Source organism: Actinokineospora terrae (assembly GCF_900111175.1).
GTDB lineage: Bacteria > Actinomycetota > Actinomycetes > Mycobacteriales > Pseudonocardiaceae > Actinokineospora > Actinokineospora terrae.
Genome location: NZ_FOGI01000004.1, coordinates 124,782 through 149,927, shown reverse-complemented (window position 1 = coordinate 149,927; position 25,146 = coordinate 124,782). Strand labels below are relative to the sequence as shown.

Annotated in this window: 28 protein-coding genes; 22 read left to right on the top strand and 6 right to left on the bottom strand. The window is 70.9% G+C overall.

Features of this window, described 5'->3' with window-relative positions:
• Positions 1-18: 18 nt before the first annotated feature.
• The 9 genes from lepB (BMY07_RS09225) to BMY07_RS09185 all read left to right on the top strand — a co-directional run bounded on the left by lepB (BMY07_RS09225) (position 19) and on the right by BMY07_RS09185 (position 9,363).
• Positions 19-972 carry a signal peptidase I gene (gene lepB, locus BMY07_RS09225; protein WP_425426253.1) on the top strand — a complete coding sequence of 318 codons (954 nt, stop codon included), beginning with the start codon at positions 19-21 and terminating at the stop codon, positions 970-972.
• A gap of 9 nt (positions 973-981) precedes the next feature.
• On the top strand, positions 982-1,854 hold the full coding sequence (lepB, locus tag BMY07_RS09220) for a signal peptidase I (RefSeq protein WP_092776543.1): 873 nt from the start codon (positions 982-984) through the stop codon (positions 1,852-1,854).
• Positions 1,851-2,600, top strand: coding sequence for a ribonuclease HII (locus tag BMY07_RS09215; protein ID WP_092776541.1), 750 nt, complete (start codon positions 1,851-1,853; stop codon positions 2,598-2,600). Before lepB (BMY07_RS09220) ends, BMY07_RS09215 begins: the two co-directional genes overlap by 4 nt.
• Before the next feature lie 39 nt (positions 2,601-2,639).
• The gene (locus BMY07_RS09210; protein ID WP_075976606.1) at positions 2,640-2,963 is read left to right on the top strand and encodes a DUF2469 domain-containing protein; all 324 of its coding nucleotides are present in this window, start codon (positions 2,640-2,642) and stop codon (positions 2,961-2,963) included.
• Positions 2,964-3,141: 178 nt separating this feature from the next.
• Positions 3,142-3,498 carry a YraN family protein gene (locus BMY07_RS09205; RefSeq protein WP_092776538.1) on the top strand — a complete coding sequence of 119 codons (357 nt, stop codon included), beginning with the start codon at positions 3,142-3,144 and terminating at the stop codon, positions 3,496-3,498.
• Between the two features lie 349 nt (positions 3,499-3,847).
• Positions 3,848-5,362: a YifB family Mg chelatase-like AAA ATPase gene (locus tag BMY07_RS09200; RefSeq protein ID WP_092776536.1), complete on the top strand. Its 1,515-nt coding sequence runs from the start codon at positions 3,848-3,850 to the stop codon at positions 5,360-5,362.
• A gap of 153 nt (positions 5,363-5,515) precedes the next feature.
• Positions 5,516-6,640, top strand: a complete 1,125-nt coding sequence (gene dprA / locus BMY07_RS09195; protein WP_092776534.1) for a DNA-processing protein DprA — start codon at positions 5,516-5,518, stop codon at positions 6,638-6,640.
• A gap of 757 nt (positions 6,641-7,397) precedes the next feature.
• Positions 7,398-8,456 (top strand): tyrosine recombinase XerC, encoded by a 1,059-nt coding sequence (locus tag BMY07_RS35290; protein ID WP_425426262.1) that lies wholly within the window; start codon positions 7,398-7,400, stop codon positions 8,454-8,456.
• 70 nt (positions 8,457-8,526) lie between these two features.
• Positions 8,527-9,363: a FliA/WhiG family RNA polymerase sigma factor gene (locus BMY07_RS09185; protein ID WP_092776532.1), complete on the top strand. Its 837-nt coding sequence runs from the start codon at positions 8,527-8,529 to the stop codon at positions 9,361-9,363.
• Positions 9,364-9,441: 78 nt separating this feature from the next.
• Here the strand turns inward: BMY07_RS09185 and BMY07_RS09180 are convergent, their stop codons facing one another.
• Positions 9,442-9,945, bottom strand: a complete 504-nt coding sequence (locus tag BMY07_RS09180) for a M23 family metallopeptidase (protein WP_092776530.1) — start codon at positions 9,943-9,945, stop codon at positions 9,442-9,444.
• Between the two features lie 358 nt (positions 9,946-10,303).
• Here BMY07_RS09180 and rpsB point away from each other — a divergent pair, with 358 nt between their 5' ends.
• From rpsB to BMY07_RS09155, 5 genes are all read left to right on the top strand, one after another.
• Positions 10,304-11,161: a 30S ribosomal protein S2 gene (rpsB, locus tag BMY07_RS09175; RefSeq protein ID WP_092776528.1), complete on the top strand. Its 858-nt coding sequence runs from the start codon at positions 10,304-10,306 to the stop codon at positions 11,159-11,161.
• A 79-nt stretch (positions 11,162-11,240) separates the two neighbouring features.
• Entirely contained in the window at positions 11,241-12,056 is an 816-nt protein-coding gene (tsf, locus tag BMY07_RS09170) for a translation elongation factor Ts (RefSeq protein ID WP_092776526.1), read from the top strand.
• An 85-nt stretch (positions 12,057-12,141) separates the two neighbouring features.
• Entirely contained in the window at positions 12,142-12,867 is a 726-nt protein-coding gene (gene pyrH, locus BMY07_RS09165) for a UMP kinase (RefSeq protein ID WP_092776524.1), read from the top strand.
• 43 nt (positions 12,868-12,910) lie between these two features.
• A complete protein-coding gene (frr, locus tag BMY07_RS09160) occupies positions 12,911-13,468 on the top strand; it encodes a ribosome recycling factor (protein WP_092776521.1) in 558 nt (185 codons plus the stop codon).
• Positions 13,469-13,549: 81 nt separating this feature from the next.
• On the top strand, positions 13,550-14,401 hold the full coding sequence (locus BMY07_RS09155; RefSeq protein WP_092777284.1) for a phosphatidate cytidylyltransferase: 852 nt from the start codon (positions 13,550-13,552) through the stop codon (positions 14,399-14,401).
• A gap of 90 nt (positions 14,402-14,491) precedes the next feature.
• On the opposite strand, the gene BMY07_RS09150 is transcribed toward BMY07_RS09155, so the two are convergent.
• The gene (locus tag BMY07_RS09150; protein ID WP_245782290.1) at positions 14,492-15,343 is read right to left on the bottom strand and encodes a VOC family protein; all 852 of its coding nucleotides are present in this window, start codon (positions 15,341-15,343) and stop codon (positions 14,492-14,494) included.
• A gap of 128 nt (positions 15,344-15,471) precedes the next feature.
• Here BMY07_RS09150 and BMY07_RS09145 point away from each other — a divergent pair, with 128 nt between their 5' ends.
• Both BMY07_RS09145 and BMY07_RS09140 read left to right on the top strand, forming a co-directional pair.
• Positions 15,472-16,239 carry a class I SAM-dependent methyltransferase gene (locus tag BMY07_RS09145; RefSeq protein WP_092776517.1) on the top strand — a complete coding sequence of 256 codons (768 nt, stop codon included), beginning with the start codon at positions 15,472-15,474 and terminating at the stop codon, positions 16,237-16,239.
• A 257-nt stretch (positions 16,240-16,496) separates the two neighbouring features.
• Positions 16,497-17,882, top strand: coding sequence for a S8 family serine peptidase (locus BMY07_RS09140; protein ID WP_177215505.1), 1,386 nt, complete (start codon positions 16,497-16,499; stop codon positions 17,880-17,882).
• 4 nt (positions 17,883-17,886) lie between these two features.
• Here the strand turns inward: BMY07_RS09140 and BMY07_RS09135 are convergent, their stop codons facing one another.
• Positions 17,887-18,561, bottom strand: coding sequence for a PadR family transcriptional regulator (locus tag BMY07_RS09135; protein ID WP_092776511.1), 675 nt, complete (start codon positions 18,559-18,561; stop codon positions 17,887-17,889).
• A 108-nt stretch (positions 18,562-18,669) separates the two neighbouring features.
• Between BMY07_RS09135 and BMY07_RS09130 the strand changes: the two genes are divergently transcribed.
• Genes BMY07_RS09130 through BMY07_RS09115 form a run of 4 tightly spaced genes read left to right on the top strand, consistent with a single transcriptional unit; the run spans position 18,670 to position 20,979 of the window.
• Complete coding sequence (locus tag BMY07_RS09130) at positions 18,670-19,221, top strand: hypothetical protein (RefSeq protein ID WP_092776508.1); 552 nt, start codon at positions 18,670-18,672, stop codon at positions 19,219-19,221.
• A gap of 24 nt (positions 19,222-19,245) precedes the next feature.
• Positions 19,246-20,352 carry a dual-specificity RNA methyltransferase RlmN gene (rlmN, locus tag BMY07_RS09125; RefSeq protein WP_092776505.1) on the top strand — a complete coding sequence of 369 codons (1,107 nt, stop codon included), beginning with the start codon at positions 19,246-19,248 and terminating at the stop codon, positions 20,350-20,352.
• A 40-nt stretch (positions 20,353-20,392) separates the two neighbouring features.
• Positions 20,393-20,641: a CopG family transcriptional regulator gene (locus tag BMY07_RS09120; RefSeq protein WP_092776502.1), complete on the top strand. Its 249-nt coding sequence runs from the start codon at positions 20,393-20,395 to the stop codon at positions 20,639-20,641.
• Positions 20,635-20,979 (top strand): type II toxin-antitoxin system PemK/MazF family toxin, encoded by a 345-nt coding sequence (locus tag BMY07_RS09115; RefSeq protein ID WP_092776499.1) that lies wholly within the window; start codon positions 20,635-20,637, stop codon positions 20,977-20,979. Before BMY07_RS09120 ends, BMY07_RS09115 begins: the two co-directional genes overlap by 7 nt.
• 45 nt (positions 20,980-21,024) lie before the next feature.
• Here BMY07_RS09115 and BMY07_RS09110 read toward each other — a convergent pair whose 3' ends face one another.
• From BMY07_RS09110 to BMY07_RS09100, 3 genes are all read right to left on the bottom strand, one after another.
• Positions 21,025-21,513 carry a beta-class carbonic anhydrase gene (locus BMY07_RS09110; protein ID WP_092777280.1) on the bottom strand — a complete coding sequence of 163 codons (489 nt, stop codon included), beginning with the start codon at positions 21,511-21,513 and terminating at the stop codon, positions 21,025-21,027.
• 271 nt (positions 21,514-21,784) lie between these two features.
• Positions 21,785-22,054 (bottom strand): DUF2631 domain-containing protein, encoded by a 270-nt coding sequence (locus tag BMY07_RS09105; RefSeq protein WP_092776496.1) that lies wholly within the window; start codon positions 22,052-22,054, stop codon positions 21,785-21,787.
• Positions 22,055-22,163: 109 nt separating this feature from the next.
• Complete coding sequence (locus BMY07_RS09100; protein WP_092776493.1) at positions 22,164-22,433, bottom strand: GlsB/YeaQ/YmgE family stress response membrane protein; 270 nt, start codon at positions 22,431-22,433, stop codon at positions 22,164-22,166.
• Positions 22,434-22,644: 211 nt separating this feature from the next.
• Here BMY07_RS09100 and dxr point away from each other — a divergent pair, with 211 nt between their 5' ends.
• Together dxr and BMY07_RS09090 are read left to right on the top strand one after the other, a co-directional pair.
• Entirely contained in the window at positions 22,645-23,913 is a 1,269-nt protein-coding gene (dxr, locus tag BMY07_RS09095; RefSeq protein ID WP_092776490.1) for a 1-deoxy-D-xylulose-5-phosphate reductoisomerase, read from the top strand.
• Positions 23,914-23,916: 3 nt separating this feature from the next.
• Complete coding sequence (locus tag BMY07_RS09090; RefSeq protein WP_092776487.1) at positions 23,917-25,134, top strand: M50 family metallopeptidase; 1,218 nt, start codon at positions 23,917-23,919, stop codon at positions 25,132-25,134.
• Positions 25,135-25,146: the final 12 nt, after the last annotated feature.

Sequence of the window (25,146 nt, the reverse complement as noted above, 5' to 3'; positions counted from 1 at the left end):
TCGGACGCACACGGTGTCGTGCCAGGGGACGGACGCGGCACCGAGGACCTCGACGTCGCGCAACCGGACGCCAGGGCCGAATCCAGCACATCCCAGGCGACACCGGACAGTTCGACACCAGCGGGCGAGGCGGCGGTGACCGGGGCGGTGGCCACCGATACCGGGCCGGAGCCGAAGAAGAAGCGCCCGTTCTGGGTGGAGCTGCCGATCCTGATCGGTGTGGCGCTGGTGTTGACGATCATCATCCAGTCGTTCATCGCGCGGGTGTTCGTGATCCCGTCCGAGTCGATGGAGCAGACCCTGCACGGCTGCACCGGCTGCGAGGGCGACCGGATCCTGGTCGACCGGGTCGTCTACTACTTCCGCGACCCCGCGCCGGGTGACGTGGTGGTGTTCAAGCGCCCGGACACCTGGGACGCCGACGGGCCCGCCACCCGCTCGGGCAACGCGGTCGTGGCCTGGCTGCAGGACTTCGGCTCCCAGTTCGGCCTCGCCGAGCCGAGCAACGAGGACGTCGTCAAGCGGGTCATCGCGGTCGGCGGGCAGACCGTGGAGTGCTGCGACTCCCAGCAGCACGTGCTGGTGGACGGCAAGCCGCTCGACGAGCCGTACATCAACAGCAGCTACGGCGCCGAGGAGCAGCGCAAGTTCGACAAGATCACCATCCCGGCCGGGATGCTGTGGGTCATGGGCGACAACCGCAACGCCTCCGCCGACTCGCGCATCCAGGGCGGCGGTGGCAGCAACGGGTTCGTCCCGGTCGACAACGTCATCGGCAAGGCCCGCTACATCATCCTGCCGCCGTCGCGGTGGCAGGGCGTTGGCGACCACAACCCCCAGGCGCTCTCTGCCCCTGCGTGGCAGTCAGGCCTACCCGCGGGGATCGGGATCGCGGCCGCGTGGCCGACGTTGTGGCTCGGTAGGCGGTTGCGTGCGGCGTTGACGCGCGGCACTGACAAGAGCGCTGGGTAGGCCCCGCCGGTGTCCGACAGCCCCAAGACGCCTGAAGACGAAGAGAACCTCGAAGGCGAGGAGCGCCCGAAACCCAAGCGGGAGCGCAAGAAGCGCCCGTTCTGGATAGAGCTGCCGATCCTGATCGGTGTGGCGCTGGTGTTGACGATCATCATCCAGTCGTTCATCGCGCGGGTGTTCGTGATCCCCTCCGAGTCGATGGAGCAGACGCTCCACGGTTGCCCTGGCTGCTACGGCGACCGCGTTGTCGTCGACAAGCTCGTCTACGCGTTCGGTGAACCCGAGCCGGGTGAGGTTGTCGTGTTCGGCAGGCCCGACACGTGGAACCGCTCGGAGTTCGTGACCGCCCGCTCCGACAACGGTTTCGTCCGGTGGCTGCAAGGGGTGGGGGCGAAGTTCGGCTTCGCGGCGCCCGACGAGGACGACGTGGTGAAGCGCGTCATCGCGGTCGGCGGCCAGACCGTGGAGTGCTGCGACGACGCCAACCACGTCCTCGTGGACGGCAAGCCGCTCGACGAGCCCTACATCTACTGGGACCCGGAACGCAACCAGCAGCAGGACGAGTTCAAGCCGGTGACGGTGCCGCAGGGCAAGCTGTTCGTCATGGGGGACAACCGCGGCAACTCCGCCGACTCCCGCGTTCAGGGTGGGGGCGGTCAGAACGGGTTGGTGCCCGTGGACAATGTCATCGGCAAGGTGCGCGCGATCATCCTGCCGCCCTCGCGGTGGCAGGGGGTTGGTGACCACAACCCCCAGGCCCTGTCAGCCCCGGCGTGGCAGGCAGGCCTACCCGCGGGAGTGGGGATAGCCGCTGCTTGGCCGACGTTGTGGCTGATCAGGCGGTCGCGTGGGCTCTTACCGCGACGGAAGGGGAACGGGTGACGGGGGTGCTGGAGGGGGCGCTGCGGCCACCGCGCGCGGTGCTGCGCCGCGACACCGGCACCTGGGGTCTGGAGACCGCCCTGCACCGGCGCGGACTCGGCCCGGTCGCCGGGGTCGACGAGGCCGGTCGCGGAGCCTGTGCCGGACCGCTGGTCATCGCCTCGTGCGTCTTACGACCCGGTGACGCCTCCCGGCTCGACGGGCTCACCGACTCCAAGCTGATGACCGCCGCGGCCCGCGACCGGATGTACGACCTGGTCCGCGCCCGCGCCGTCGACCACGCCGTGGTGGTCGTCCCCGCCGCCGAGGTGGACTCGACCGGCGTGCACTTCGCCAACATCGAGGGCATGCGCCGCGCGGTGGCCCGGCTCTCCACCCACCCCGGCTACGTCCTGGTCGACGGGTTCCGGGTGCCCGGCCTCACCGCGCCGAGCACACCGGTCCTCAAGGGCGACCAGGCCGCCGCCTGCGTCGCGGCCGCGTCCGTGCTGGCCAAGGTCACCAGGGACCGGATCATGGCCGCGATGCACGACGAGTTGCCGCAGTACGCGTTCGACGTGCACAAGGGGTACTGCACGGGCCTGCACACGCGCGCGCTGCGCGAGCACGGGCCGAGCCACGAGCACCGCTGGTCCTACGCCAACGTCGCCGCAGCGGGGGTCGCCCACGGCTTGCGCGCGCCACACCGGGTGGCGCTGAGTGTGGCGGCGACCGCCGTGGTCCAGAATGGTGGACCCCCGCAGTAGCGGGCGGGACAGGTCACGACCAGGAGGGGCGCGCGGCAGATGAGCGCGGAGGATCTCGAGAAGTACGAGACCGAGATGGAGCTGCAGCTCTACCGGGAGTACCGCGACATCGTGGGGCAGTTCGCCTACGTGGTCGAGACCGAACGGCGGTTCTACCTGGCCAACGGCGTCGATGTGCAGGTCCGCGACGCCGACGGCGAGGTCTACTTCGAGGTGCGGATGTCCGACGCCTGGGTGTGGGACATGTACCGGCCCGCCCGGTTCGTCAAGAACGTCCGGGTGATCACCTTCAAGGACGTCAACGTCGAGGAGTTGGACAAGCCCGACCTGCGGCTGCCGGAGGACGGCCCGTTCGGCGGCTGAGCCGACCACCACCACCCCGGTGACCAGGGCCTGGTCGCCGGGGTGAGTTGTCCCCAACCCCCCGAGTTGTCCACCGCCGCGGATCCACCCTGGCCACGTCCCACTCCCAGCCCGCACCGTCGATGGTGACACGGCACTCCCGCCGTGCTCGTCCACCGCACGGACTCGGAGCTCCCGCATGGCCACCCACCTGCGCCTAGGCGCCCACGGCGAGGACATCGCCGCCCACCACCTCGAACGCGACGGCGCCACCATCCTGGCCCGCAACTGGCGCTGCGAACTCGGCGAACTCGACATCATCTGCGACCACCAGGGCCGCATCGTGATCTGCGAGGTCAAGACCCGCACCACCACCCACCACGGCACCCCCGCCGAGTCCGTCACCGAGTCCAAGGCCCGCCGCCTGCGCACCCTCGCCCACCGCTGGCGCCTCGACAACGGCCTCCCCCCGACCCCCCTCCGCTTCGACATCATCTCCGTCCTCGTCCCCCGCCAGGGCCCGCCGACGATCCACCACCTGCGCGGAGTCCTCTGATGGCGCTCACCCACGCACGGCATGCCGCCCCGGCCCGTGTGCCCGGTCCCGCCAGGTCCCTCGGACGGTCGGCTTCACCGCCGTCGACCGGCTATGCCCGTCGTCGGACACGAGCGCCGATACCCGGCGGTGTTCGGTCGATGTCGACGTCGAGTGGGGTCAAGCCATCCGTTTCGCGGTCCGGTGTCGATCTAGCACCGTTGCTCGGCGGTGCGCGGGTGTCCGGCCGCGTTCGGCCGACGCCCGTTCCCGGTGGCGCCCTGTCCGCCGCCTCGGGCCCTGGACTCCCGTCGAACTCGGCCCGTCGCGTTGACGGCTCAGCCGCCCGGCGCCGCTGCGGGGTGCGGTGATGGTGCTCGCTCGGGTGTGGTCGGTGGCGCTGGCCGGTGTCGACGGGGTGCCCGTCGAGATCGAGGCGGACATCGGCGGGGGTCGGCCCCGGACGCAGATCGTCGGGCTTCCGGACGCCGCGTTGAACGAGGCGAAGGACCGGGTTCGGGCGGCCATCCGCAACAGCGGCCTGGAGTGGCCGGACCAGCTGGTCACCTTCGCGCTGTCGCCCGCCGCGCTCCCCAAGGGCGGATCGGGCTACGACCTCGCGCTCTCCGTCGCCATGCTCGTCGCCGACCACAAGATCCCCGGCGACGCCTTCGCGGACACGGCGCTGCTCGGCGAGCTCGCCCTGGACGGCCGTCTCCGCGCCGTCAAGGGTGTCCTGCCGTGCCTGCTGGCCGCTCGGCGCGCAGGCTTGCGCCGAGCTGTCGTGCCCACGCCTGCCCTTCCGGAAGCCTCCCTGGTCAGCGACCTGGAGGTCCTCGGCGCCGACACCCTCACCGAGGTCGTCGCCTGGGCCCGCGGCGAGCAGGTCGAGCTGCGCCACCCCGGCCCTCTCGTCGCGTCTCCACCCATCGACCAACCGGACCTGACCGATGTCGTCGGCCAGCCGGAGGGCCGTTGGGCGCTGGAGGTCGCCGCCGCCGGTGGCCACCACGTCCTGCTGGCAGGGCCGCCCGGCACCGGCAAGACCATGCTCGCCCGACGCCTCCCCGGTCTGCTCCCGGTGCTGTCCTCGGACCAAGCCCTTGAGGTCACCGCGATCCACTCGGTGGCGGGCTCACTCACCGCCGACTCGCCACTGGTCACCGCGCCCCCCTTCTTCGCTCCCCACCACACCGCCTCCATAGCCGCACTCGTCGGCGGCGGCCTGGGTATCGCGAAACCCGGTGGGATCAGCAAAGCCCACTTCGGCGTCCTTTTCCTGGATGAGGCTGCCGAGTTCGCCTCTGATCGACTTGAGGCGTTGCGGACGGCGTTGGAAGAGGGGGAGATCCGGCTCGCGCGTCGCGATGGGATTGTGGTTTATCCGGCGCGGTTCCAGCTTGTCCTGGCGACGAATCTCTGCCCGTGCGCGCCGCCGCGGGATCTGGATTGTGTTTGTCCGCCCCAGGTTCGGCGGCGCTACATCTCGCGGTTGTCCGGGCCGTTGCTCGACCGGGTGGACATCCGGGTGCGGATGCGGCCGGTCACCGCGATGTCGCTCAGCCTGGACTCGGCGCCGGAGGACACCGCGACCGTGCGGGCGAGGGTGGGGGAGGCGCGGGCCAGGGCCGGTCGGCGCTGGGCGGCGCACGGGTGGCGGACCAACGCGGAGGTGCCCGGCCCGGATCTCCGCCGTGAGTTCGCGTTACCGAAAGACGTCACCGCGCTCTTGGACAGATCGCTTTCCACGGGTGCGATCACCGCTCGCGGCGCGGACCGGTGCCTGCGGGTTTCCTGGACGCTCGCCGATCTGGCGGGTGCGGCGGAACCGTCCCGCGACCACGTCGTCGCCGCGTTGAACTTCCGTGAACGCAAGGTTGCCTGAGTTTGTCTCCCCCTATCAAAGGACTTCTCATGAGTTGTGTGTTGTCGCCGTCGATCCCCTTCGCGGGCGAGTGGCGTGTGGTGCGGACCCGTTCCGGGGTGCTGCGGGTGGCGTTGGTGCTCTCCCGGCGTCGGGTGAGGCGGGGGAGGGGCCGTGGATGACATCCGGTTGGCTCGGGCGTACCTGTCCCGGGTGGCCGAGCCGCCCGCGGTGGCCCTGGGGTTGCTGGTCGGCGAAGTCGGGCCGGTCCGGGCGGCGGAGTTGGTGCGCGCGGGCGATGTCCCCGACGCCATCCGGGACGAGACGTCCGCGCGGGCGGGCCACGACCTCGCGGCCGAGGACCTCGCCAGGGCGGGGCAGGCCGGGATCCGGCTGGTGGTCCCCGAGGACGACGAGTGGCCTGCCTGGCCGCTGCTGTCGCTGGACAACGCCCGCGCGCGGGGCATGCGGTGGGCCGCGCCGCCGTTGGCCCTGTGGGTCCGGGGTCCGGCGAGCCTCGATGAGGTCATGCAGCGGTCCGTGGCGATCGTGGGTGCCAGAGCGGCCACCCCGTACGGCGAGCACACGGCCTCGGAGTTCGCCTACGACCTCGCCCAGCAGTCCGTCACGGTAGTGTCCGGAGCCGCCTTCGGCATCGACGGCGCCGCCCACCGCGGCGCGCTCGCCGCGGAGGGTCTCACGGTCGCGGTGCTCGCCTGCGGCGCCGACGTCGGCTACCCAGTCGCCCACACGGCGCTTCTGAGCCGGATAGCCCGCGCCGGGGCGATCGTCAGCGAGTACCCGCCGGGCACCACGCCCGCCAAGTACCGGTTCCTGGTCCGCAATCGGCTCATCGCGGCTCTGGCCGTCGGCACGGTGGTCGTGGAGGCCGGGCGCCGCAGCGGTGCCCGCAACACGGCCAGTTCCGCCGCCGCGCTCGGCAAGCCGGTCCTCGCCGTCCCCGGCTCGGTCAGCTCGCCCATGTCCCAGGGCTGCCACGACCTCATCCGGGCCGCCACCGCCACCGTCGCCACCTCGGTCCCGGACATCCTCGAGGCGATCGGCACGATCGGCGAACTGGCCGAGCGGGAGTCCCCGCCACCGCGTCCGACCGATGGCCTGGGCCCGCAGGCCATCCAGGTCCACGACGCCCTGCACCGCAGGACCCCGCACACCCCGCAACACCTGTCCCACCAGTCCGGCGTGCCCCTCGACCGGGTCCGGGCGCTGCTGCCCGAACTCGAACTCACCGGCCTGGCCACCCAAACCGAGGAAGGGTGGTTGAGCACGACCGCGTGAGCCCGCAGCACAGGCTCCGAGGTCGGTTCGCGAGCGCCCACACCCAGGATCCACGTACTGACGACAGGCGGAAGGAGTTGATGTTCGGGCCGGAAAGGCGTGGCGATGCTTGACCCGGTCGGGGGTATGCCTCAGCGTGGCGGGGGTGGCGCGCGCTCCTCGTCGAGGTACCCGGGTGGACCTGCTCGCGGTCCGGGATCGGCTGCCCGGGCCGGTGCGGGTCGCGCTGGTCGAGTACGAGCGCCACCTGACCCACGAGCGGGGGCACTCCCCCCACACGGTCCGCGCCTACTTGGGGGACGCGGTGTCCCTCCTGGGCTTCCTGGCCGGAATCGGCCCCACCGGTGGCGCACGATCGGGTGAATTCAATCCACCGTCGGGCGACGCGATCCTGGCCGGGGCCCCGGCGGAACCGGTGGTCAACGGCGGTGCCCCGGGGCCCACCACAGCAAGTCGCACTCTGCAACTCGCGGCCGACGTGGGAAACGGCGACTCCGTTCCGTACGACCATGACTACCGTGGCGACACGAACCCGACCCCCCACCGATCCCCCGGGGAATCAGACCGACCCCACCCCACGTTGGACGACGACGTGCCCGTAACCCGCACACCCCCCGCCCCGCCCCGCCCCGACGGCACGTCCGCCACGGCGCCCGACGAGGCCATGGGTGAGCCTGCCGACGCCGCCAGTCGTGCCGACGCCGCCCGTCGCGGCAGCGGCACGGGCGGGTCCGACGGCGTCGGGGCGGGTAGTGGCGTGGCTGGGCAGGGCACCGACGCCGAGGTTGGGCGCGGTGAACGCCCAGCAGGCCGCACCGCCGAGTCGGTGGGCGCGGTCGGTCGCGACGCCAGCGCTGGACACGGCGGTGACGCCGCGCTCAAGGGTGATGTCGTTGGCGCCGCCGGGCGCGGCGACAGCACCGAGGTCGACCGCGTTGCCGTCGATCTTGATGGCGACGGGGTCCGGCGCGAAGCGGCAGCCGGGCGGGAAAGCCGTGCCGGAGGCCGTGGGGGCGCCGGGGTCGGGCTCGATGTCGGGCTTGATGAGGTCGAGGTGGAGTTGCCGGGGCTGCGGGCGTGGTTGGCGGCGCAGCGGGACGCGGGGGTGGGGCGGACCACGTTGGCGCGGCGGGCGGCTGGGGCTCGGGGGTTCACGGCCTGGGCGCACCGTGAGGGGTATCTGGGGGCGGACGCGGGGGCTCGGTTGGTGGCGCCGCGGCGGCAGCGGAAGTTGCCCTCGGTGTTGCGGCAGGAGCAGGCGAGCGAGGTCATGCAGGTCTCGGCTGCCGGGGCGCGGGAGCTCGACCCGGTTGCTTTGCGTGATCACGCGGTGGTCGAGCTGCTGTACGCGACCGGGGTCCGGGTGTCCGAGCTGTGCGGACTCGACGTGACCGACCTCGATCTGGGGTCCCGGGTCGCGCGGGTGCTCGGCAAGGGCAACCGGGAACGCGTCGTCCCGTTCGGGGCGCCTGCCGCCTCGGCGGTGACGACCTGGCTCGACCAGGGCCGTCCGTCACTTGTCCGAGCCGATTCCCCGCCGGCACTGTTGCTGGGAACTCGCGGCGGACGGCTCCACCCGACGGCCGTACGGCGTATCGTGCAGGGTGTGACGACTGCCGTCCCGGGTACCGCGGGCCTGAGCCCGCACGGCCTTCGTCACTCAGCGGCGACACACCTGCTCGAAGGAGGTGCTGACCTTCGTAGCGTCCAGGAGTTACTCGGTCACGCTACGCTCTCAACGACGCAGCTCTACACCCACGTGACAGTCGAACGGCTGAAGGCGATCCATGACCGTACCCACCCCCGTTCCCGATGACCGCGGGAATGGCGCCCGGGCATCGGCGCGGCCATCGCGGGCAGGCGGGTCCGCTGGACCGGCGGACCAGGTGAGCACCCCCGCCGCCCCGTACGGCCAGGGCCAGTCATCCGGGGTGCTGCCCGGCGACCACCGCACCGCCGACGACGTCGAGGCGGGCATCGTCGCGCTCTGGCGCCGCTTCGGCGAGGCCCGCGAGCAGCTCCTGCGCGACCGGCTCGTGCTGCACTACGCCCCGCTGGTCAAGTACGTCGCGGGCCGGGTCGGCACCGGCCTGCCCGCCCACGTCGACGTCTCCGACCTCATCCAGTCCGGCATCTTCGGCCTGGTCGACGCCATCGAGAAGTTCGAGCCCGAGCGCGGCCTGAAGTTCGAGACCTACGCCATGCAGCGCATCCGCGGCGCCATCCTCGACGACCTGCGCGCCCAGGACTGGGTGCCCAGGACCGTCCGCGGCCGGGCGCGCGAGGTCGAGCGCGGCATCGAGCGGCTCGGCGCCAAGCTGCAGCGCACCCCCAACGACACCGAGCTCGCCGACGAACTCGGCCTCTCGGTCGGCGAGCTGCGCGACGTCTACGCCCAGCTCCAGCTGACCAGCGTCGTCGCGCTCGACGAACTGGCCGCCGCGGGCCGGGGCATCAACTCCCTCGCCGACGTGCTGGAGGACGAGGCGGCCGAGGACCCGGTCGCCCTGCTGGTCGATCAGGACAACCGCCGCCAGCTCGCCGAGGCCATCGGCCTGCTGGTCGAACGCGACCGGGTGGTGGTGACCCTCTACTACTTCGAGAACCTCACCCTCGCCGAGATCGGCCGCGTCCTCGGCGTCACCGAGTCCCGCGTCTGCCAGCTGCACACCAGGGCCGTCCTGCGCCTGCGCGCCAAGCTGATGGAAACCGCCGACGCCTGACCACCTCCCTTCCGTGGATCTTGTGAACTCGGACCTGGCGGACCGCGACAACCCTTCAAGGCCAGCCGAAACGCACTACTAGTCGAGGGGAAGCAGTCGGACCCGAGGTCGGTGCACCGCCACCATCGGGTCCAGGTACTCCCGCCCACGCCGCAGCCCCCAATGCAGGCAAGCCGCCACCGCGCACCCGGGATGCCCCGCGCCGAGCCGCCCGAGGACGTCCCCCCGACGCACCCGCGTCCCGCCCGCGACCTCCGGCACCACCGGTTCGTAAGTCGTCCGCAGTCCGCCGCGGTGCTGGATCGACACCACCGACCGGTCCACGACGACCCCCGCGAACACCACCACGCCGTCGGCGGCCGCGTGGACCGGCTCGCCCACGGCGCCGGGTAAGTCGACCCCCCGGTGCCCGGCCCCGTACGGGTGCGCGGGTGCCGTGAACGGCCGGGACACCGGCCGCGCCGGTACCAGGGGCAGCGAGAACAACGGGGCCTGCGCCGCGACGACAGGGTCGACCCAGGCGAACGGCAACAGCAGCACGCAGAGGATCGGCGAGACGAGTTTCCGCAGGTAAGAGTGCATGTAGCCACCATGCGGCCGGATGGCGTGCCAACGCCATGTCCCGTTCTGGCCTGGGGACAATTCGGGGTGATGGGGATGGGAGCGATCCGAGTCCGACACCCGCCCGCCCCGGGCGTACACTTTCCCCGCGTCCTGTGGTCACCACTGGGCGACTTCGCGTGCCAGTGCGCGTCCGCGTTTCCCCCGGGCAACGCGGTCAACGACGCCCGGCGGTCTCGATGGTGTCGCTTTCACCACCGAGTCCGGGCGTCCGCACGGCACCAGGGCAGTGGACCCACCGGGTCCGCAGCGACAACCGCGACCGCGTGTTCGGCCCAACCAGCCGGGCGCGCCCGAACGAAGAGGTGCGTAACCGGCCATGGCCGTCGTCACCATGAAGCAGTTGCTGGATTCCGGCGTGCACTTCGGGCACCAGACCCGCCGCTGGAACCCGAAGATGAAGCGCTACATCCTGACCGACCGCAACGGTATCTACATCATCGACCTGCGGCAGACGCTGACCTACATCGACAGCGCGTACGAGTTCGTCAAGGAGACCGTCGCGCACGGTGGGTCGATCCTGTTCGTCGGCACGAAGAAGCAGGCGCAGGAGGCCATCGCCAACGAGGCCAAGCGCGTCGGGATGCCGTTCGTGAACCAGCGCTGGCTGGGCGGCATGCTCACCAACTTCTCGACCGTCCACAAGCGCCTGCAGCGCCTCAAGGAGCTCGAGGCGATGGAGCAGACGGGCGGGTTCCAGGGTCTCACCAAGAAGGAGATCCTGATGCTCACCCGTGAGAAGGACAAGCTCGACCGCACCCTCGGCGGTATCCGCGACATGGCGAAGGTCCCCTCCGCCATCTGGATCGTGGACACCAAGAAGGAGCACATCGCCGTCGGCGAGGCGCGCAAGCTGCACATCCCGATCGTGGCGATCCTCGACACCAACTGCGACCCGGACGAGGTCGACTACCCGATCCCGGGCAACGACGACGCGATCCGCTCCGCCGCGCTGCTGACCAAGGTCGTCGCCGAGGCCGCCGCCGCCGGTCTGATCGCCCGCTCCGGCGCGCGCAACGGCTCCGACAAGCCCGAGGCCGCCGCCGAGCCGCTGGCCGAGTGGGAGCAGGAGCTGCTGGCTGGTGCCGAGACCGCCGCCGCCGACGGTGAGCAGGCCGCCACCGCGGTCGCGGAGGCCACCGAGGCCCCCGCCGCCGAGGCACCGGCCGAGTCCTGATCAGCACACCCCGGCGGGTGCCGCTCGCCCGCCGGGGCTCCACCCACGCGCGTACCCGAAGAAGGACGGAAAACGCACGATGTCGAACTTCACCGCGGCCGACGTCAAGAGGCTCCGGGACCTGACCGGCGCCGGGATGATGGACTGCAAGAAGGCGCTCACCGAGACCGACGGCGACTTCGAGAAGGCCATCGAGATCCTGCGCATCAAGGGCGCCAAGGATGTCGGCAAGCGCGCCGAGCGCGCCACCGCGCAGGGCCTGGTGGCCGCTGACGCAGGCGTGCTGGTCGAGCTGAACTGCGAGACCGACTTCGTGGCCAAGAACGAGGAGTTCCAGGAGCTGGCCGACAAGGTCGTCGCCGCTGCGAAGTCCTCCGGCGCCACCGACGTCGACGCCCTCAAGTCGGCCCCGCTCGACGGGGGCACCGTGGAGGAGGCCGTCCAGGCCCTCTCCGCCAAGATCGGCGAGAAGCTGGAGCTGCGCCGCGCGGTGAACTTCACCGGCACCGTCAGCACCTACCTGCACCGGCGCTCCTCCGACCTGCCCCCGGCGGTCGGCGTGCTGGTCGAGTACAGCGGCGGTGGCGAGGAAGTGGCCAAGCAGACCGCCCAGCAGATCGCGGCGATGAAGCCCGCCTACGTCACCCGTGACCAGGTCCCGGCCGATGTCGTCGCCAACGAGAAGCGCATCGCCGAGGAGACCGCCCGCGAGGAGGGCAAGCCGGAAGCGGCGCTGCCCAGGATCGTCGAGGGTCGCGTCAACGGCTTCTACAAGGACGTCGTGCTCCTGGAGCAGTCCTCGGTGTTCGACTCGAAGAAGACCGTGAAGGCGCTGCTGGACGAGGCGGGCGTCACCGTGACCCGGTTCGCCCGGTTCGAGGTCGGCCAGTCCTGACCCGCCCGCGGCACCTGGAGTGATTAGGGTTGTGCCCCGCCCTCGGATCCCCGAGGGCGGGGCATAGTCACGAGGAGGGGTCTACGTGACTCAGAACGGCAGTTTCCGCCGCGTGCTGCTCAAGCTCGGCGGCGAGATGTTCGGCGGCGGCCGCATCGGCGTCGACCCCGACGTGGTGCTGACCGTGGCCAGGCAGGTCGCCGACGTGGTGCGGGGCGGCGTGCAGACCTCGATCGTGATCGGTGGCGGCAACTTCTTCCGCGGCGCCGAGCTCAGCCAGCGCGGCATGGACCGCGACCGGGCCGACTACATGGCGATGCTCGGCACCGTGATGAACTGCCTCGCGCTCCAGGACTTCCTGGAGAAGGAGGGCATCGACACCAGGGTGCAGACCGCGATCACCATGGGCCAGGTGGCCGAGCCCTACATCCCGCGCCGAGCCGAGCGGCACCTGGAGAAGGGCCGCGTGGTCATCTTCGGCTGCGGGGTGGGCATGCCCTACTTCTCCACCGACACCGCGGCCGCCCAGCGCGCGCTGGAGATCGGCTGCGACGTGGTGCTGATGGCCAAGGCGGTCGACGGTGTCTACGACGCCGACCCGAAGACCACCCCGGACGCGAAGATGTTCACCGACATCACCCACCGCGAGGTCCTCGAGCGCGACCTGAAGGTGGCCGACGCGACCGCGTTCAGCCTGTGCATGGACAACAACATGCCGATCATCGTGTTCAACCTCCTGACGGAGGGGAACATCGCCCGCGCAGTGCGTGGTGAGAGGATCGGCACGCTGGTCAGTACGCCGACCGCGTGACCCCGCCGTAGCCGGTTCGCCGGGAGATGGACAAGGAGCCCCCTTGATCGACGAGACACTCCTCGACGCCGAGGAAAAGATGGAAAAAGCGGTGTCGGTGGCCAAGGACGACCTCGGTGCGGTCCGCACCGGCCGGGCGTCGCCCTCGATGTTTTCCCGGATCACCGCCGAGTACTACGGCTCGTACACCCCCCTCAACCAGCTCGCCAGCGTCGCCATCCCGGAGCCCCGGCTCGCGGTGATCAAGCCCTACGACGTGAGCTCGCTCAACACCATCGAGAAGGCCATCCGCGACTCGGACCTGGGCGTCAACCCCAGCAACGACGGCACGGTCATCCGGGTGGTCATCCCGCAGCTCTCGGAGGAGCGCCGCCGGGAGATGGTCAAGGTCGCCAAGACCAAGGGCGAGGACGCCAAGATCTCCATCCGCAGCGTGCGCCGCAAGGCCAAGGAGGAGCTCGACCGCCTGGTCAAGGACGGCGAGTCCGGCGAGGACGACGTGGCCCGGGCGGAGAAGGAGCTGCAGAACCTGACCGACAAGTACGTCCACCAGGTCGACGAGCTGGTCAAGCACAAGGAGACCGAGCTGCTGGAGGTCTGACCTCCACGGCACGGCAGAGGGATCGCGATGGTGGCCGGACCCGTTGGGGAGCTGGAGCATGACTCGGTCGGGGACCGGCGGGTGAGCGCCGAGGGCGCGGGTGGCCCGGCGCAGGCGCGGACTCCCCGCGCCGGGCGTGACCTGCCCGCCGCCATCGGGGTCGGGGTGGCGCTCGGCGCGGTCATCCTGACCTCGTTGTTGACGGTGCGGCACACCTTCGTGGCGGTGGTGGCCGTCGCGGTCGCGGTGGCGACCTGGGAGCTGGCCGGTGCGCTGCGCCGGGGCGCCGGGGTCGGGGTCGCGGTGTGGCCGGTGCTGCTCGGCGGGCAGGCCATGGTGTGGCTGTCCTGGCCGTTCGGGCGCGACGGGGTGCTCGCGGCGTTCGTGGTGACGATCCTGGCGTGCCTGCTGTGGCGGCTGCGCGGTGGCGTGACCGGGTACCTGCGGGACGCGTCGGCGTCGGTGTTCACCGCCGCGTACGTGCCCCTGTTCGCGTCGTTCGCGGCGATGCTCGTCCTGCCCGCGGACGGCACCTACCGGGTGCTGTGCTTCCTGATCCTGGTGGTCAGCTCCGACACCGGCGGCTACATCGCCGGTGTGCTGTTCGGCAAGCACCCGATGGCGCCGACGATCAGCCCGAAGAAGTCCTGGGAGGGCTTCGCCGGGTCGCTGGTCGCCGGTGTCGTCGCGGGGGCGCTCACGGTCACCCTGATGCTCGAGGGCCAGTGGTGGCAGGGCGTGGTGTTCGGCGCCGCGCTGGTGGCGACCGCGACCCTGGGTGATCTGGTCGAGTCGGTCATCAAGCGGGACCTGGGCGTCAAGGACATGGGCACGCTGCTGCCCGGCCACGGCGGCCTGATGGACCGGATGGACTCGCTGCTGCCCTCGGCCGTCGTGTCCTGGCTGCTCCTGCGCCTGTTCATCCCCAGCTGACGGTCCCTCCGCAGCTGACGGTCCTTCCGCACCCAAGTCGGGAACGATGCCGGGCGGGGACGTGGGGGCGGGTGGCGGGAGGGAGTGACACTAATCGTCGTAGGGGTCGTCGACTTCTGCGCCGATCTCGTCCTCGGGGATCACGGTCAGCGCCAACGAGCGGTCGAGCACGGTGAACTCCGCGCCGGTGACATCTCTCAGCACCGCCGCGCGCCCGTACGGCGAATCGAACGGTGGCACGGTGATCCGACCGCCCAACCTGGCCGCGAGCGCGGCGGTAGCGTCGGTGCCGACCTCTGGGTCTACCTCGAAGTAGACCATCCAGTACGGCCGCTGCTCCGCCGGGAACTCCGGGCCCATCTTGAGCCTGCCGAGCAGTTCGTCGCCGTTGAGGCGCCAGCTGGTGTAGTCGAAGGTCTCGCCGTCGCCGATCTGGGTCTGCTCGAAACCGAACAACGAGCGGTAGAACTCGTCCGCGGCGGCGCCGTCCCAGGTGTTGAGCTCGGCCCAGGTGAACGCGCCGGGGAACCCGGTGCCCAGGTCCCAACCGTGGTCCTGGCGCCAGAAACCGATCGGACCACCGCTGGGGTCGGCGGCGATGAGAAGCCCACCCTGGCCCGGGATCTCCCTAGGCGCGGTAAGAACCTGCCCGCCTAGGTGGAGAACGCGCTCGGCGGTGTTACCCGTGTCGTGGATCGTCAGGTACAACGTCCAGAGGCTGGGTTGTCCGCCTTGGGGTGTGTAGAGGCCCGCGACGGAGATGTCGTCCATATAGGCCATCACATAGCCGTCGTCGCCGACGCGGTAGGTCCAACCGAACAGACCTCGGTAGAACTCACTGCTGGCGGCCGGGTCAGGAGTGGCGACCTCGACCCAGCAGGGCCTGCCCGGGGTACCGTCCGGCACTTCCTCAAGGGCGCTGATCGCGTCGGTTGGCATCATGGCGACCTCCTCCCGCGTCCCCTGGACACTAACCCGATCGGGTGGCTTCGTCAGCCACCGCCGGGTGGTGATCTTCTCCGCGTTTGACCAGGCGGCACGCGGGGCAGCGGATGTGCTTTCCTTGCCGCATGGGCCTGGCGGGCAGGGGGTTGGTGGCGCGGGCGCGCGAGCGGCTGACCACCTCGCTGCGTTCGGTCCAGGTGCTGCCCAGCCCGAACATCTGGCACTGGCCCGCGGTGTACGAGGCGGAGAACCGCGCCCAGGACGCCGATGGCGCGGTGTGGGCGCTGCTCGACGGCCTCGCGGACTGGACCGGCGACGTGGTCGACGTGGGCTGCGGCGACGGTTTCCACCTGCCGCGCTTCGCCGAGCGCGCGCGGACGGTGCTCGGCGTCGAGCCGCACCCGCCGCTGGTCGAGCGCGCGAACGCCAGGGTCGACGGTGTTCCCGGGGTGACGGTGGTGCTCGGCTCCGCCCAGGACATCCCCGTGGTGGACGCCTGCGCCGATGTCGTGCACGCCAGGACGGCCTACTTCTTCGGTCCGGGATGCGAGCCGGGCCTGCGCGAGGCCGACCGCGTGCTGCGCCCGGGCGGCGCGCTGGTGGTCGTCGACCTCGACGCCGCCCGCCCGCCCTACGGCCGCTGGATGCGCGCCGATCTTCCCGGCTACGACGCGACCGAGGTCGACCGGTTCTTCGAGATCTCCGGTTTCGATCGCCACCGGGTCACGACCCGCTGGTGCTTCCCCGACCGGGAGACCCTGGAATCGGTGCTGCGCATCGAGTTCTCCGCCCCCGTTGCCGCCCGTGCGATCGCCGACACCCCGGGCCTGGAGTTCACCGTCGGCTACCGGGTCCTTGTCCGCCGCAAGCCCCGCGGGCTGATCGTCGGCTGAGGCGGGAAAGATCAGGACCCTGGATCTTTCCCACGCGATTGTTCACACCCCCCGGTGCACGACATCGTCTCTCCTGCACGTCGGGGCACCCTGCCCGCGCCGTGCCCATACCGGTTGGAGAGCAGATGCGCCCCCTGTTCCGATGTCTTCTCCTCTTATGTCTTGTCGCCATACCGCTGAGTGGCACCGTCGTGGCACAAGCGGCACTAGGTCCCGTAGTCGCCGCAGCCAAGCCAATCCCAGGCTCTTACATCGTCGTGCTGGCGCCTTCGACAGCCTCACCTGAGCACACGGCCACGGCGCTGTCCCGCCGCTACGGCGGTGTACCGCAGTCCTACTACCGCAGCAGTCTCTATGGCTACGCGGTGCGTGGGCTCAGCGCGACCCAAGCGACCAGGCTTGCCGCGGACCCGTGGGTGCGCACCGTCTACCAGGACGGCACCACCCGCGCGGCCCAGTCCGTTGTCCCCTGGGGCTTGGACCGGATCGACCAACGCCAGTTGCCCTTGGACAACCGCCCCTTCACCTCCCGCGGTGGTGCCGGGGCCACTGTCTACCTCATCGACTCGGGGATCACCCCCAACCAAGCCGAGTTCGGTGCCCGTGCCCGCGTCGGCGCCGACTTCCTCGGCGGCTCGGGGGTCGACTGCAACGGTCACGGCACACACGTGTCGGGCACCGTGGGCGGCAAGACCCACGGTGTGGCCAAGGAGACCGCTCTTGTCGCGTTGCGGGTACTCGGGTGCGACGGTCTCGGCCGCGACTCGCACGTGCTCGACGCGGTCGAGTGGGTCACCCGCAACGGCACCCTCCCCGGCGTGGTGTCCCTGGGTTTGACCATGGACCAGGCCGGGGTGGGTGCCGAGGCGGTGCGGCGCCTGGTCGACGCCGAGTTCACCACCGTGGTCGCCGCGGGCAACGACGGTGCGGACGCCTGCGGGTCCGGCCCCGGCCAGGTGGCCGAGGCGATCACGGTGGCGGCGGTCGACCGCGCGGACACGCGGTTGCCGTCGTCGAACTACGGCAGGTGTGTCGACTTCTTCGCGCCGGGTGGTGACATCCCCTCACTCGGGCGCAATGGCCAGGAGGTGAGGATGTCCGGTACTTCTATGGCTACCGCGCACGTGGCCGGGATCGTTGCCGGTTACATCGCACGCAACCAGTTCGCGATGCCGTCCGATGTGCGTGACGCGCTGAGCAGGGCAGCGGTGGGGGGCGCCGTCCGGGTTCCCGGGGACGGCAGCCCGAACCAGATGGCCAACGTGGCCTACCCCATGGATCCCGAGGTCCCCACCTGTCGCGGTGGCGCGAACACCAACGACGTGGCGATCCCCGACAACGGCACGACGGTGACCTCGACGATCCAGGTGGGTGGTTGCCCGCCCACCGGTGCCCCCGGTCGCGTCCGCGTCTACCTCGACCACCCGGACGTCGGCGACCTGAAGATCGACCTGGTCGACCCGTTCGGCCGGGTGTACGAGCTGGAGCAGGTCGGCGGGAACGACGGCTCTGGCACTGTCCGCCGGATCTACTCGGTGTCACCGGCAGGTGGCGACCGCAACGGCTCGTGGACGTTGCGGATCACCGACCTGACCCGCGGTGACGTAGGGCGGCTCGACCAGTGGGTCGTGTCGTTCGGATAAGCGACTACTCGGCGTCTTCCTCGGCGGGGGTGTCCTCGCCGAGGAGGGCGTAGAGCTCGCGGCGGGCGTTGTTGAGGATGTCCGCCGCGCGGGTCTTCTGGCTGGAGCTCGCGGCCTGCGAGACGGTCATCGCGGCGGCGGCGAGCTGGCCCAGCGCCTCGCGCAGGGAGACCTCGGTGCGGTCGACACCGGCGGCGACCTGCTCCCACGGCGGGGTGTCGAGCTTGGCCGCCGCGGCGGTCCCCTCCTCGGTGAGCTGGAACATCCGCTTGCCGCCGTCGCCCTCGGTCGCGGCGACCAGGCCCTCGTCGGCCAGCAGTTGCAGGGTCGGGTAGACCGAGCCGGGGCTGGGCTTCCAGAACCCGCCGCTGCGCTCGGCGATCTCCCTGATCATCTCGTAGCCGTGCATCGGCCGTTCGGTGAGCAGCGCGAGCAGCGCGGCGCGCACGTCGCCCCGCCTGCCCCTGCCGCGCCCGTGGCCCCTGCCGTGGCCGAACCCGTGACCCCGGCCGAAGCCGCCGAACGGGGCGCCGGGCGGGAACGGGGGCAGCGGCGGGAAGGGCGGGGTCATCTCATCCTCCGGTCCGAGGTCCGCGCCGAAGTCGGGTCGGCCGCGGAACGGGTGTCGGCGCCATGGTCCGCGCCGGTGCTGGTGGTCGTGTTCGTGGGTGGTGCGCATTCTTCTCTCCCCTGGGGTGGTGGTCGCGAGCCGGTCGCTCGCGATAGCTCAACGATATATCGGAACATGTCGCGATGCAACGACCAATTTCTGTGCCATGATCGACGTGTGCGACTGCTGCTCCTCGGATGCCTGATCGCCCTGTCCGCGTGCGCCACCCCCGTCACCGGGGTGCCGGTCGCCGCGGAGCTCGCCCCGACCACGTCGGTCGCCGCGGACAGCCCGGAGGCCAGGTGGATGAACCGGTTCTGCGGCATGGGGAAGCTGATGGTCACCGCGGGGGAGACGGCGCAGGAGCCGATGACCTCGGGTGACCCGGCGGTGCTCAAGAAGCAGTTCCTCGACCTCACCGGCCGCCTCATCGGCGTGCTCGACGCGGTGCTGGCCGACCTGCGCGCGCTGCGCCCGGCCCCGGCCCGCGAGGTCGACCCGCTGATCCGGCAGCTCACCGACGCGTTCACCGAGTCCCGCAGGTCCATCGCGGTGGCCCGTGACGACGTCCGCGCGGTCGAGCCGCTCACCGCCGAGGCCTTCTCCGCCGCCGCGCAGCGGCTCACCACCGCGCTCGGTGGGCTCGAGCGGGCGCTGAAGCTGATGCAGGCCGCCACGCTGCCACCGCGGCTGACCGACGCCGCCGACGCCGCGCCCAACTGCCGCTAGCGGACGTGGGACACTGGGGTCGCCATGACCTCACTCCCGCTCGTCTTCGACGCACCCAAGCGCGGCCTGCCGCCCAGGCACCTCGCCGACCTCACCGCGCAGCAGCGCCGCGAGGCGGTGGCCGAGCTCGGCGAGCAGCCGTTCCGCGCCAACCAGCTCTCCACGCACTACTTCGCCAGGCTGACCGCCGACCGCGCGGCGATGACCGACATCCCCGCCGCCACCCGCGACCGCCTCGCCGACTCCCTGCTCCCGCCGCTGTTCACCGAACTGCGCGCGGTGACCTGCGACGACGGCAACACCCGCAAGGCGCTGCTCAAGGCGCACGACGGCACGCTCATCGAGAGCGTCCTCATGCGCTACCCCGACCGCGCCACGCTGTGCATCTCCAGCCAGGCGGGCTGCGGCATGGCCTGCCCGTTCTGCGCCACCGGCCAGGGCGGCCTGCAGCGCAACCTCTCCACCGCCGAGATCGTCGAACAGGTCCGCCTCGGCGCCGCCGCCATGCGCGACGGCGTCCTGCCCGGCGGCCCCGGTCGGCTGTCCAACATCGTCTTCATGGGCATGGGCGAGCCGCTGGCGAACTTCACCCGGGTGCTCGCCGCCGTCCACCGCATCTGCGACCCCGCGCCCGGCGGCTTCGGCATCTCCCAGCGCTCGGTGACGGTGTCGACGGTGGGCCTGGTGCCCGCGATCCGGAAGCTGACCGAGGAGGGCATGCAGGTCCGCCTCGCGGTCTCACTGCACACCCCGGACGACGAACTGCGCGACACCCTCGTCCCGGTGAACAACCGCTGGAAGGTCGCCGAGGTCCTGGAGGCGGCCCGCGGCTACGCCGACAAGACCGGGCGCCGGGTGTCGATCGAGTACGCCCTCATCCGCGACATCAACGACCACCCGTGGCGCGCGGACATGCTCGGCAAGCTCCTGCGCAGGTACCTCGGCCAGCTGGTCCACGTGAACGTCATCCCCCTCAACCCCACCCCGGGCTCCAAGTGGGACGCCTCCCCGAAGCCGGTGGAGCGCGAGTTCGTCCGCCGGGTCAAGTCCCAAGGCGTCGAGTGCACCGTCCGAGACACCCGAGGCCAGGAAATCGCCGCCGCCTGCGGCCAACTCGCCGCCGAGGGCTGACCCGCTTGAAGCGGATGTAATACCCGGTTATACTCGGCTTGTGAAAACCGCGATCTCCGTACCGGATGAGACGTTCGCGCAGGTGGACCGGGGTGCGAAGTGCCTCGGTGTCACGAGGTCGGAGTTCTACGTCCGCGCGGCTCAGTACTACCTGAGTCACCTGGAGCAGGAGTCCCTGACCAACGACATCAACGCCGCCCTCGACGTCATCGGTGCCGACGACGACTCCGGTGCCGCGGCTGTCACCGCGGGTCGGGGTGTCCTCGCCCAGGCTGACGACGAGTGGTGATCGAACGGGGCGGCATCCACTGGGCCGAACTCGGTGAGCCCGATGGCTCCCGTCCCGCCAAGCGGCGCCCGGTGCTCGTCATCCAGGCCGATCCCTACAACACGAGCCGCTTGGCGACTGTCCTCGTTGCAGTTCTCACGTCGAACACGAACCTGGCGGCAGCACCCGGGAACGTGTTCCTGCCCGCCTCGGCCACAGCGTTGCCGCGGGACTCGGTGGTCAACGTGACAGCGTTGGTGACGCTGAACAAGAGCGACCTCACGGGTCAGGTGGGAGCCGTTCCGCTGGTCCTGATGCGGGACGTGGACGCGGGTTTGCGCAAGGTCCTCGCCCTCTGAGGCCTGCCGGGGACGCGACCGGGTGGTCGCGTCCCTCGGCGGTGGTTACTTGACCTCGTGCAGCTTCCCCGTCGCCACGTCGAAGACGAAGCCGCGGACGGAGTCGGTGCGGGGGATGAAGGGGCTGGACCTGATGCGGGCGATGGACTGGCGGACGTCGGTGTCGAGGTCGCCGAAGGCCTCGGAGGACCAGGCGGGGCGGATGCCGGTCTCGTCGCGGATGCCGTCGCGGAAGTCCTGGTCGGAGAAGGTGAGCATGCCGCAGTCGGTGTGGTGGATGAGGATGATCTCCTGGGTGCCCAGCAGGCGCTGGCTGATGGCCAGGGAGCGGATCTCGTCCTCGGTGACCACGCCACCGGCGTTGCGGATCACGTGGGCGTCGCCCTCGGCCAGGCCGAGGACCCCGTAGACGTTGATCCTGGCGTCCATGCAGGCCACGACCGCGACCTGCTTGGCGGGCGGCAGCGGCAGCGGGCCGGTGAAGGTCTCGGCGTAGGTGGCGTTGTTGGCGAGCAGTTCGTCCGTGACGGACATGGTGGTCTCTCCGGGGGTGCGTCGGATGTGGACCATCCCGGGGTGGCCGTCCGGGATGGTGTGGACGGCACGGCCACGCGGGTCAGTGCTCCCGCGCGGCCCCCGGACATGCCTCGTCGTACAGCCGCGGCCGCCGAGAGGGCCAGAACGGCTCCAGGTGGTTGGGGCGCATGGCCCACAGCCAACTGCTCTTATGCGCACACCTGCAACGGATGACCACTGGCTGGGCGGTGGCGTAACCACCAATCCGCCCGCTCGTTTGCCCCGAACGCTAGCGCCGCCAGGACGTCCGGTTCTTGTGGATCTTCCACGCCACCCCGGCGAGCACCACGACGCCGATGCCGCCGAGCCACAGGTCCTCGGTGTGCCCGGTGTGGTTGCCGATCAGCATGAAGAACATCGCCAGCCCGGTGAACACCCCGGCGATCAGCGTCCCCTTGGGGAACGACCCGTGCCAGCCCCACTCCGCGGACGGCTCCTCGGCGGGGGTCACGGTGCCCGCCGCGGTGGTCTTCCGCTTCTCCAGCTCCGTGTTCGCCACTGTTCCTCCTGGCCCGTAGTGCGCTGACGCGGGAATCCTCCCACACCCCGAACAGCCCGAGGGCGCCGTGGTGACCACGGCGCCCTCGGGTGTGACAGGTCTCGCTCGGCTACACCCTGGCCCGGCCACGACCGGTGACCGCCCGGTAGATCGCGAGGAGAATGATCGCGCCGAGAATCGACAGCAGCCAGGTGCGCAGGTCGAAGAAATTGCCCAGCCCGCCACCGAAGATCGCGTTTCCGATGAACCCGCCGAGAATGGCGCCGACGATGCCGATGAGGATCGTGATGATGATCCCGCCCGGGTCCTTACCAGGCATGATGGCCTTGGCGATGAGTCCGGCGACCAAACCGAGGACGATCCAGCCGAGAATGCCCATCGAAGCTCCTTCCACATGACCGCCGGTCATTTTCCCGGCGATCTTTCCGTGCTGCCGGTGAAGTGCCCGGCCCGCGCGAAGTTCACTCCTTCGGAGCGGAACTTTTTTCGGATTGCGCCGTTCGGCCTAATCTCTACCCAGGGTGGGTGTGACCACGATCGGAGGACATCACCCCGTGCTGGTTGCCGTCCGTGTCCAGTCATCGGGAACAATGGCGGTGATGACTGCATCCTTCGCGTCCGGCGGTCCCCGGCGCTCACTGCTCGTGCTCGGGTCGACCGGGTCGGTCGGCACCCAGGCGCTCGACCTCGTCGCGGCCAACCCCGACCGGTTCACCGTCGCGGGGATCGCCGCGGGCGGCTCCGACCCGGCGCTGCTGGCCGCCCAGGCCCTGCGCCACCGGGTCGCCGCGGTGGCCGTGACCAGGGCGACCGCCGCGTCCGACCTGCAGCTCGCGCTCTACGCCGCGGCGCAGGAGGCGGGCTACGACCGGGGCGGCTTCGCGCTGCCCAGGATCTTCGCCGGACCGGACGCGGTCACCGAGCTGATCGAGGCCGTGCCCGCCGACATCGTGCTCAACGCGATCACCGGCTCCCAGGGCCTCGCGCCGACCCTCAAGGCGCTGGCCTCCGGTGCCACCCTGGCCCTGGCCAACAAGGAGTCCCTGGTCGCGGGCGGCGACCTGGTGCTGGCCGCGGCCAGGCCCGGCCAGATCGTCCCGGTCGACTCCGAGCACTCCGCGATGGCCCAGGCCCTGCGCGGCGGCCGCGCCGAGGAGGTCGACCGGCTGGTCCTCACCGCCTCCGGTGGTCCGTTCCGCGGCCGCACCCGCGCGGAGCTGGCCGACGTCACCGCCGAGCAGGCCATGGCGCACCCGACCTGGTCGATGGGCCCGGTCATCACCATCAACTCCGCCACGCTGGTGAACAAGGCGCTGGAGCTGATCGAGGCGCACCTGCTCTTCGGCATCCCATACGACCGGGTCGACGTCGTGGTCCACCCGCAGTCGGTCGTGCACTCCATGGTCACCTTCACCGACGGCTCCACCCTGGCCCAGGCCAGCCCGCCGGACATGCGGCTGCCGATCGGCCTGGCGCTGGCCTGGCCGGACCGGCTGCCCGGCGCCGCGCGCGCCTGCGACTGGTCCACCGCCGCCCAGTGGACCTTCGAGCCGCTCGACGACGACACCTTCCCGGCAGTGCGGCTGGCCCGCGCCGCCGGTGCGATCGGGGGCTGCCTGCCCGCGGTCTTCAACGCCGCGAACGAGGAGGCCGTCGCCGCCTTCACGCGGGGCGACACCACCTTCACAGCGATCGTGGACACTGTGAGTCGGGTACTCGACGACGCCACCGCCTGGCACGGCGCGCCGCGCGAGGTCGAGGAGGTGCTCGCCGCCGAGCACTGGGCCCGCGCCCGCGCGCGAGAGCTGCTCGCGGTGACTGCTGCCCCGCGCGCCGCCGCGGGGTCGGGAAGGGACTGACACGTGTTCGTTTGGCTGCTGGGGCTCGTGCTGTTCGCGCTGGGGATCTGCCTGTCGGTCGCGTTGCACGAGGCCGGGCACATGCTCACCGCCAAGGCGTTCGGCATGCGGGTCCGCCGCTACTTCATCGGTTTCGGCCCCACCGTGTTCTCCTTCCGCAGGGGGGAGACCGAGTACGGCCTCAAGGCCATCCCGGCGGGTGGTTTCTGCGAGATCGCGGGCATGACCGCCCTCGACCCGGTGACCCCGGAGGAGGCGCCGCGCGCGATGTGGCGGTACGCCACCTGGAAGCGCGTCGTGGTGCTGTCCGCCGGGTCCATCACGCACTTCCTCCTCGGTTTCATCATCCTGTACCTGATGGCCGTCACCATGGGCCTGCCCAACACCGCCGACCGCGCGCTGGTCGGCACCACCTCGTGCGCCGCCCCCAGCCAGGACCCGGTGACCCTCAAGTACGCCGAGTGCGCCCCCGGCTCGGTCTCGCCCGCGGCCGCCGCGGGCATCCAGGCCGGTGACGAGATCATCAGCCTCAACGGGCAGCCGGTCGAGAGCTGGACCCAGCTGATCGGCAAGATCCGCGGCCTGAGCGGGCAGAACACGTTCGTGGTCGAGCGCGACGGCGAGCAGCGCACCCTCTCCGTCGACGTGGCCACCGTGCAGCGGGTCGCGCTCGACTCCAAGCCGGGCAGCACCGACAACAAGCTCGCCGACGTCGGCGCGATCGGCGTCTCCAGGGGCTCGTACTTCCAGTACGGCGCGGCGTCCGGGTTCACCGGCGCGGTGGTGTTCACCGGCGAGATGTTCGCCGCCACCTGGGAGGGCCTGATGCGCTTCCCGGAGAAGATCCCGGCGGTCATCAGGGCCATCGGCGGCGAGGACGACCCGGAGCGCCCGGTCAGCGTGGTCGGCGCCAGCATCATCGGCGCGGACGCCGCCGAGAAGGGCATCTGGGAGATCTTCGTCCTGATGCTGGCGATGCTGAACTTCTTCGTCGGCGTGTTCAACCTGCTGCCGCTGCTGCCCCTCGACGGCGGCCACATCGCCATCAGCCTCTACGAACGGGTCCGCGACGCCCTGCGCAAGCTGCGCGGCAAGGCCCCCGCGGGTCCCGTGGACTACAACCGGCTGGCCGGGGTGACGATGGTCCTGGTCATCATCGGCGGCGCGATCGTGCTGCTCACCGTCACCGCCGACATCGTCAACCCCATCCGGCTGCAATGACCGCAGTGCCAG

What these genes read in the sequence shown, in the direction of transcription:
- BMY07_RS09205 (WP_092776538.1), top strand. Translation starts at nt 3,142, where the DNA reads ATGGCCACCCACCTGCGCCTAGGCGCCCACGGCGAGGACATCGCCGCC.
- tsf (WP_092776526.1), top strand. Translation starts at nt 11,241, where the DNA reads ATGTCGAACTTCACCGCGGCCGACGTCAAGAGGCTCCGGGACCTGACC.
- BMY07_RS09180 (WP_092776530.1), bottom strand. Translation starts at nt 9,945, where the DNA reads ATGCACTCTTACCTGCGGAAACTCGTCTCGCCGATCCTCTGCGTGCTG.
- BMY07_RS09150 (WP_245782290.1), bottom strand. Translation starts at nt 15,343, where the DNA reads ATGATGCCAACCGACGCGATCAGCGCCCTTGAGGAAGTGCCGGACGGT.
- dxr (WP_092776490.1), top strand. Translation starts at nt 22,645, where the DNA reads ATGGCGGTGATGACTGCATCCTTCGCGTCCGGCGGTCCCCGGCGCTCA.
- BMY07_RS09200 (WP_092776536.1), top strand. Translation starts at nt 3,848, where the DNA reads ATGGTGCTCGCTCGGGTGTGGTCGGTGGCGCTGGCCGGTGTCGACGGG.
- BMY07_RS09210 (WP_075976606.1), top strand. Translation starts at nt 2,640, where the DNA reads ATGAGCGCGGAGGATCTCGAGAAGTACGAGACCGAGATGGAGCTGCAG.
- BMY07_RS09100 (WP_092776493.1), bottom strand. Translation starts at nt 22,433, where the DNA reads ATGGGCATTCTCGGCTGGATCGTCCTCGGTTTGGTCGCCGGACTCATC.
- rpsB (WP_092776528.1), top strand. Translation starts at nt 10,304, where the DNA reads ATGGCCGTCGTCACCATGAAGCAGTTGCTGGATTCCGGCGTGCACTTC.
- rlmN (WP_092776505.1), top strand. Translation starts at nt 19,246, where the DNA reads ATGACCTCACTCCCGCTCGTCTTCGACGCACCCAAGCGCGGCCTGCCG.
- BMY07_RS09145 (WP_092776517.1), top strand. Translation starts at nt 15,472, where the DNA reads ATGGGCCTGGCGGGCAGGGGGTTGGTGGCGCGGGCGCGCGAGCGGCTG.
- BMY07_RS09135 (WP_092776511.1), bottom strand. Translation starts at nt 18,561, where the DNA reads ATGCGCACCACCCACGAACACGACCACCAGCACCGGCGCGGACCATGG.
- BMY07_RS09110 (WP_092777280.1), bottom strand. Translation starts at nt 21,513, where the DNA reads ATGTCCGTCACGGACGAACTGCTCGCCAACAACGCCACCTACGCCGAG.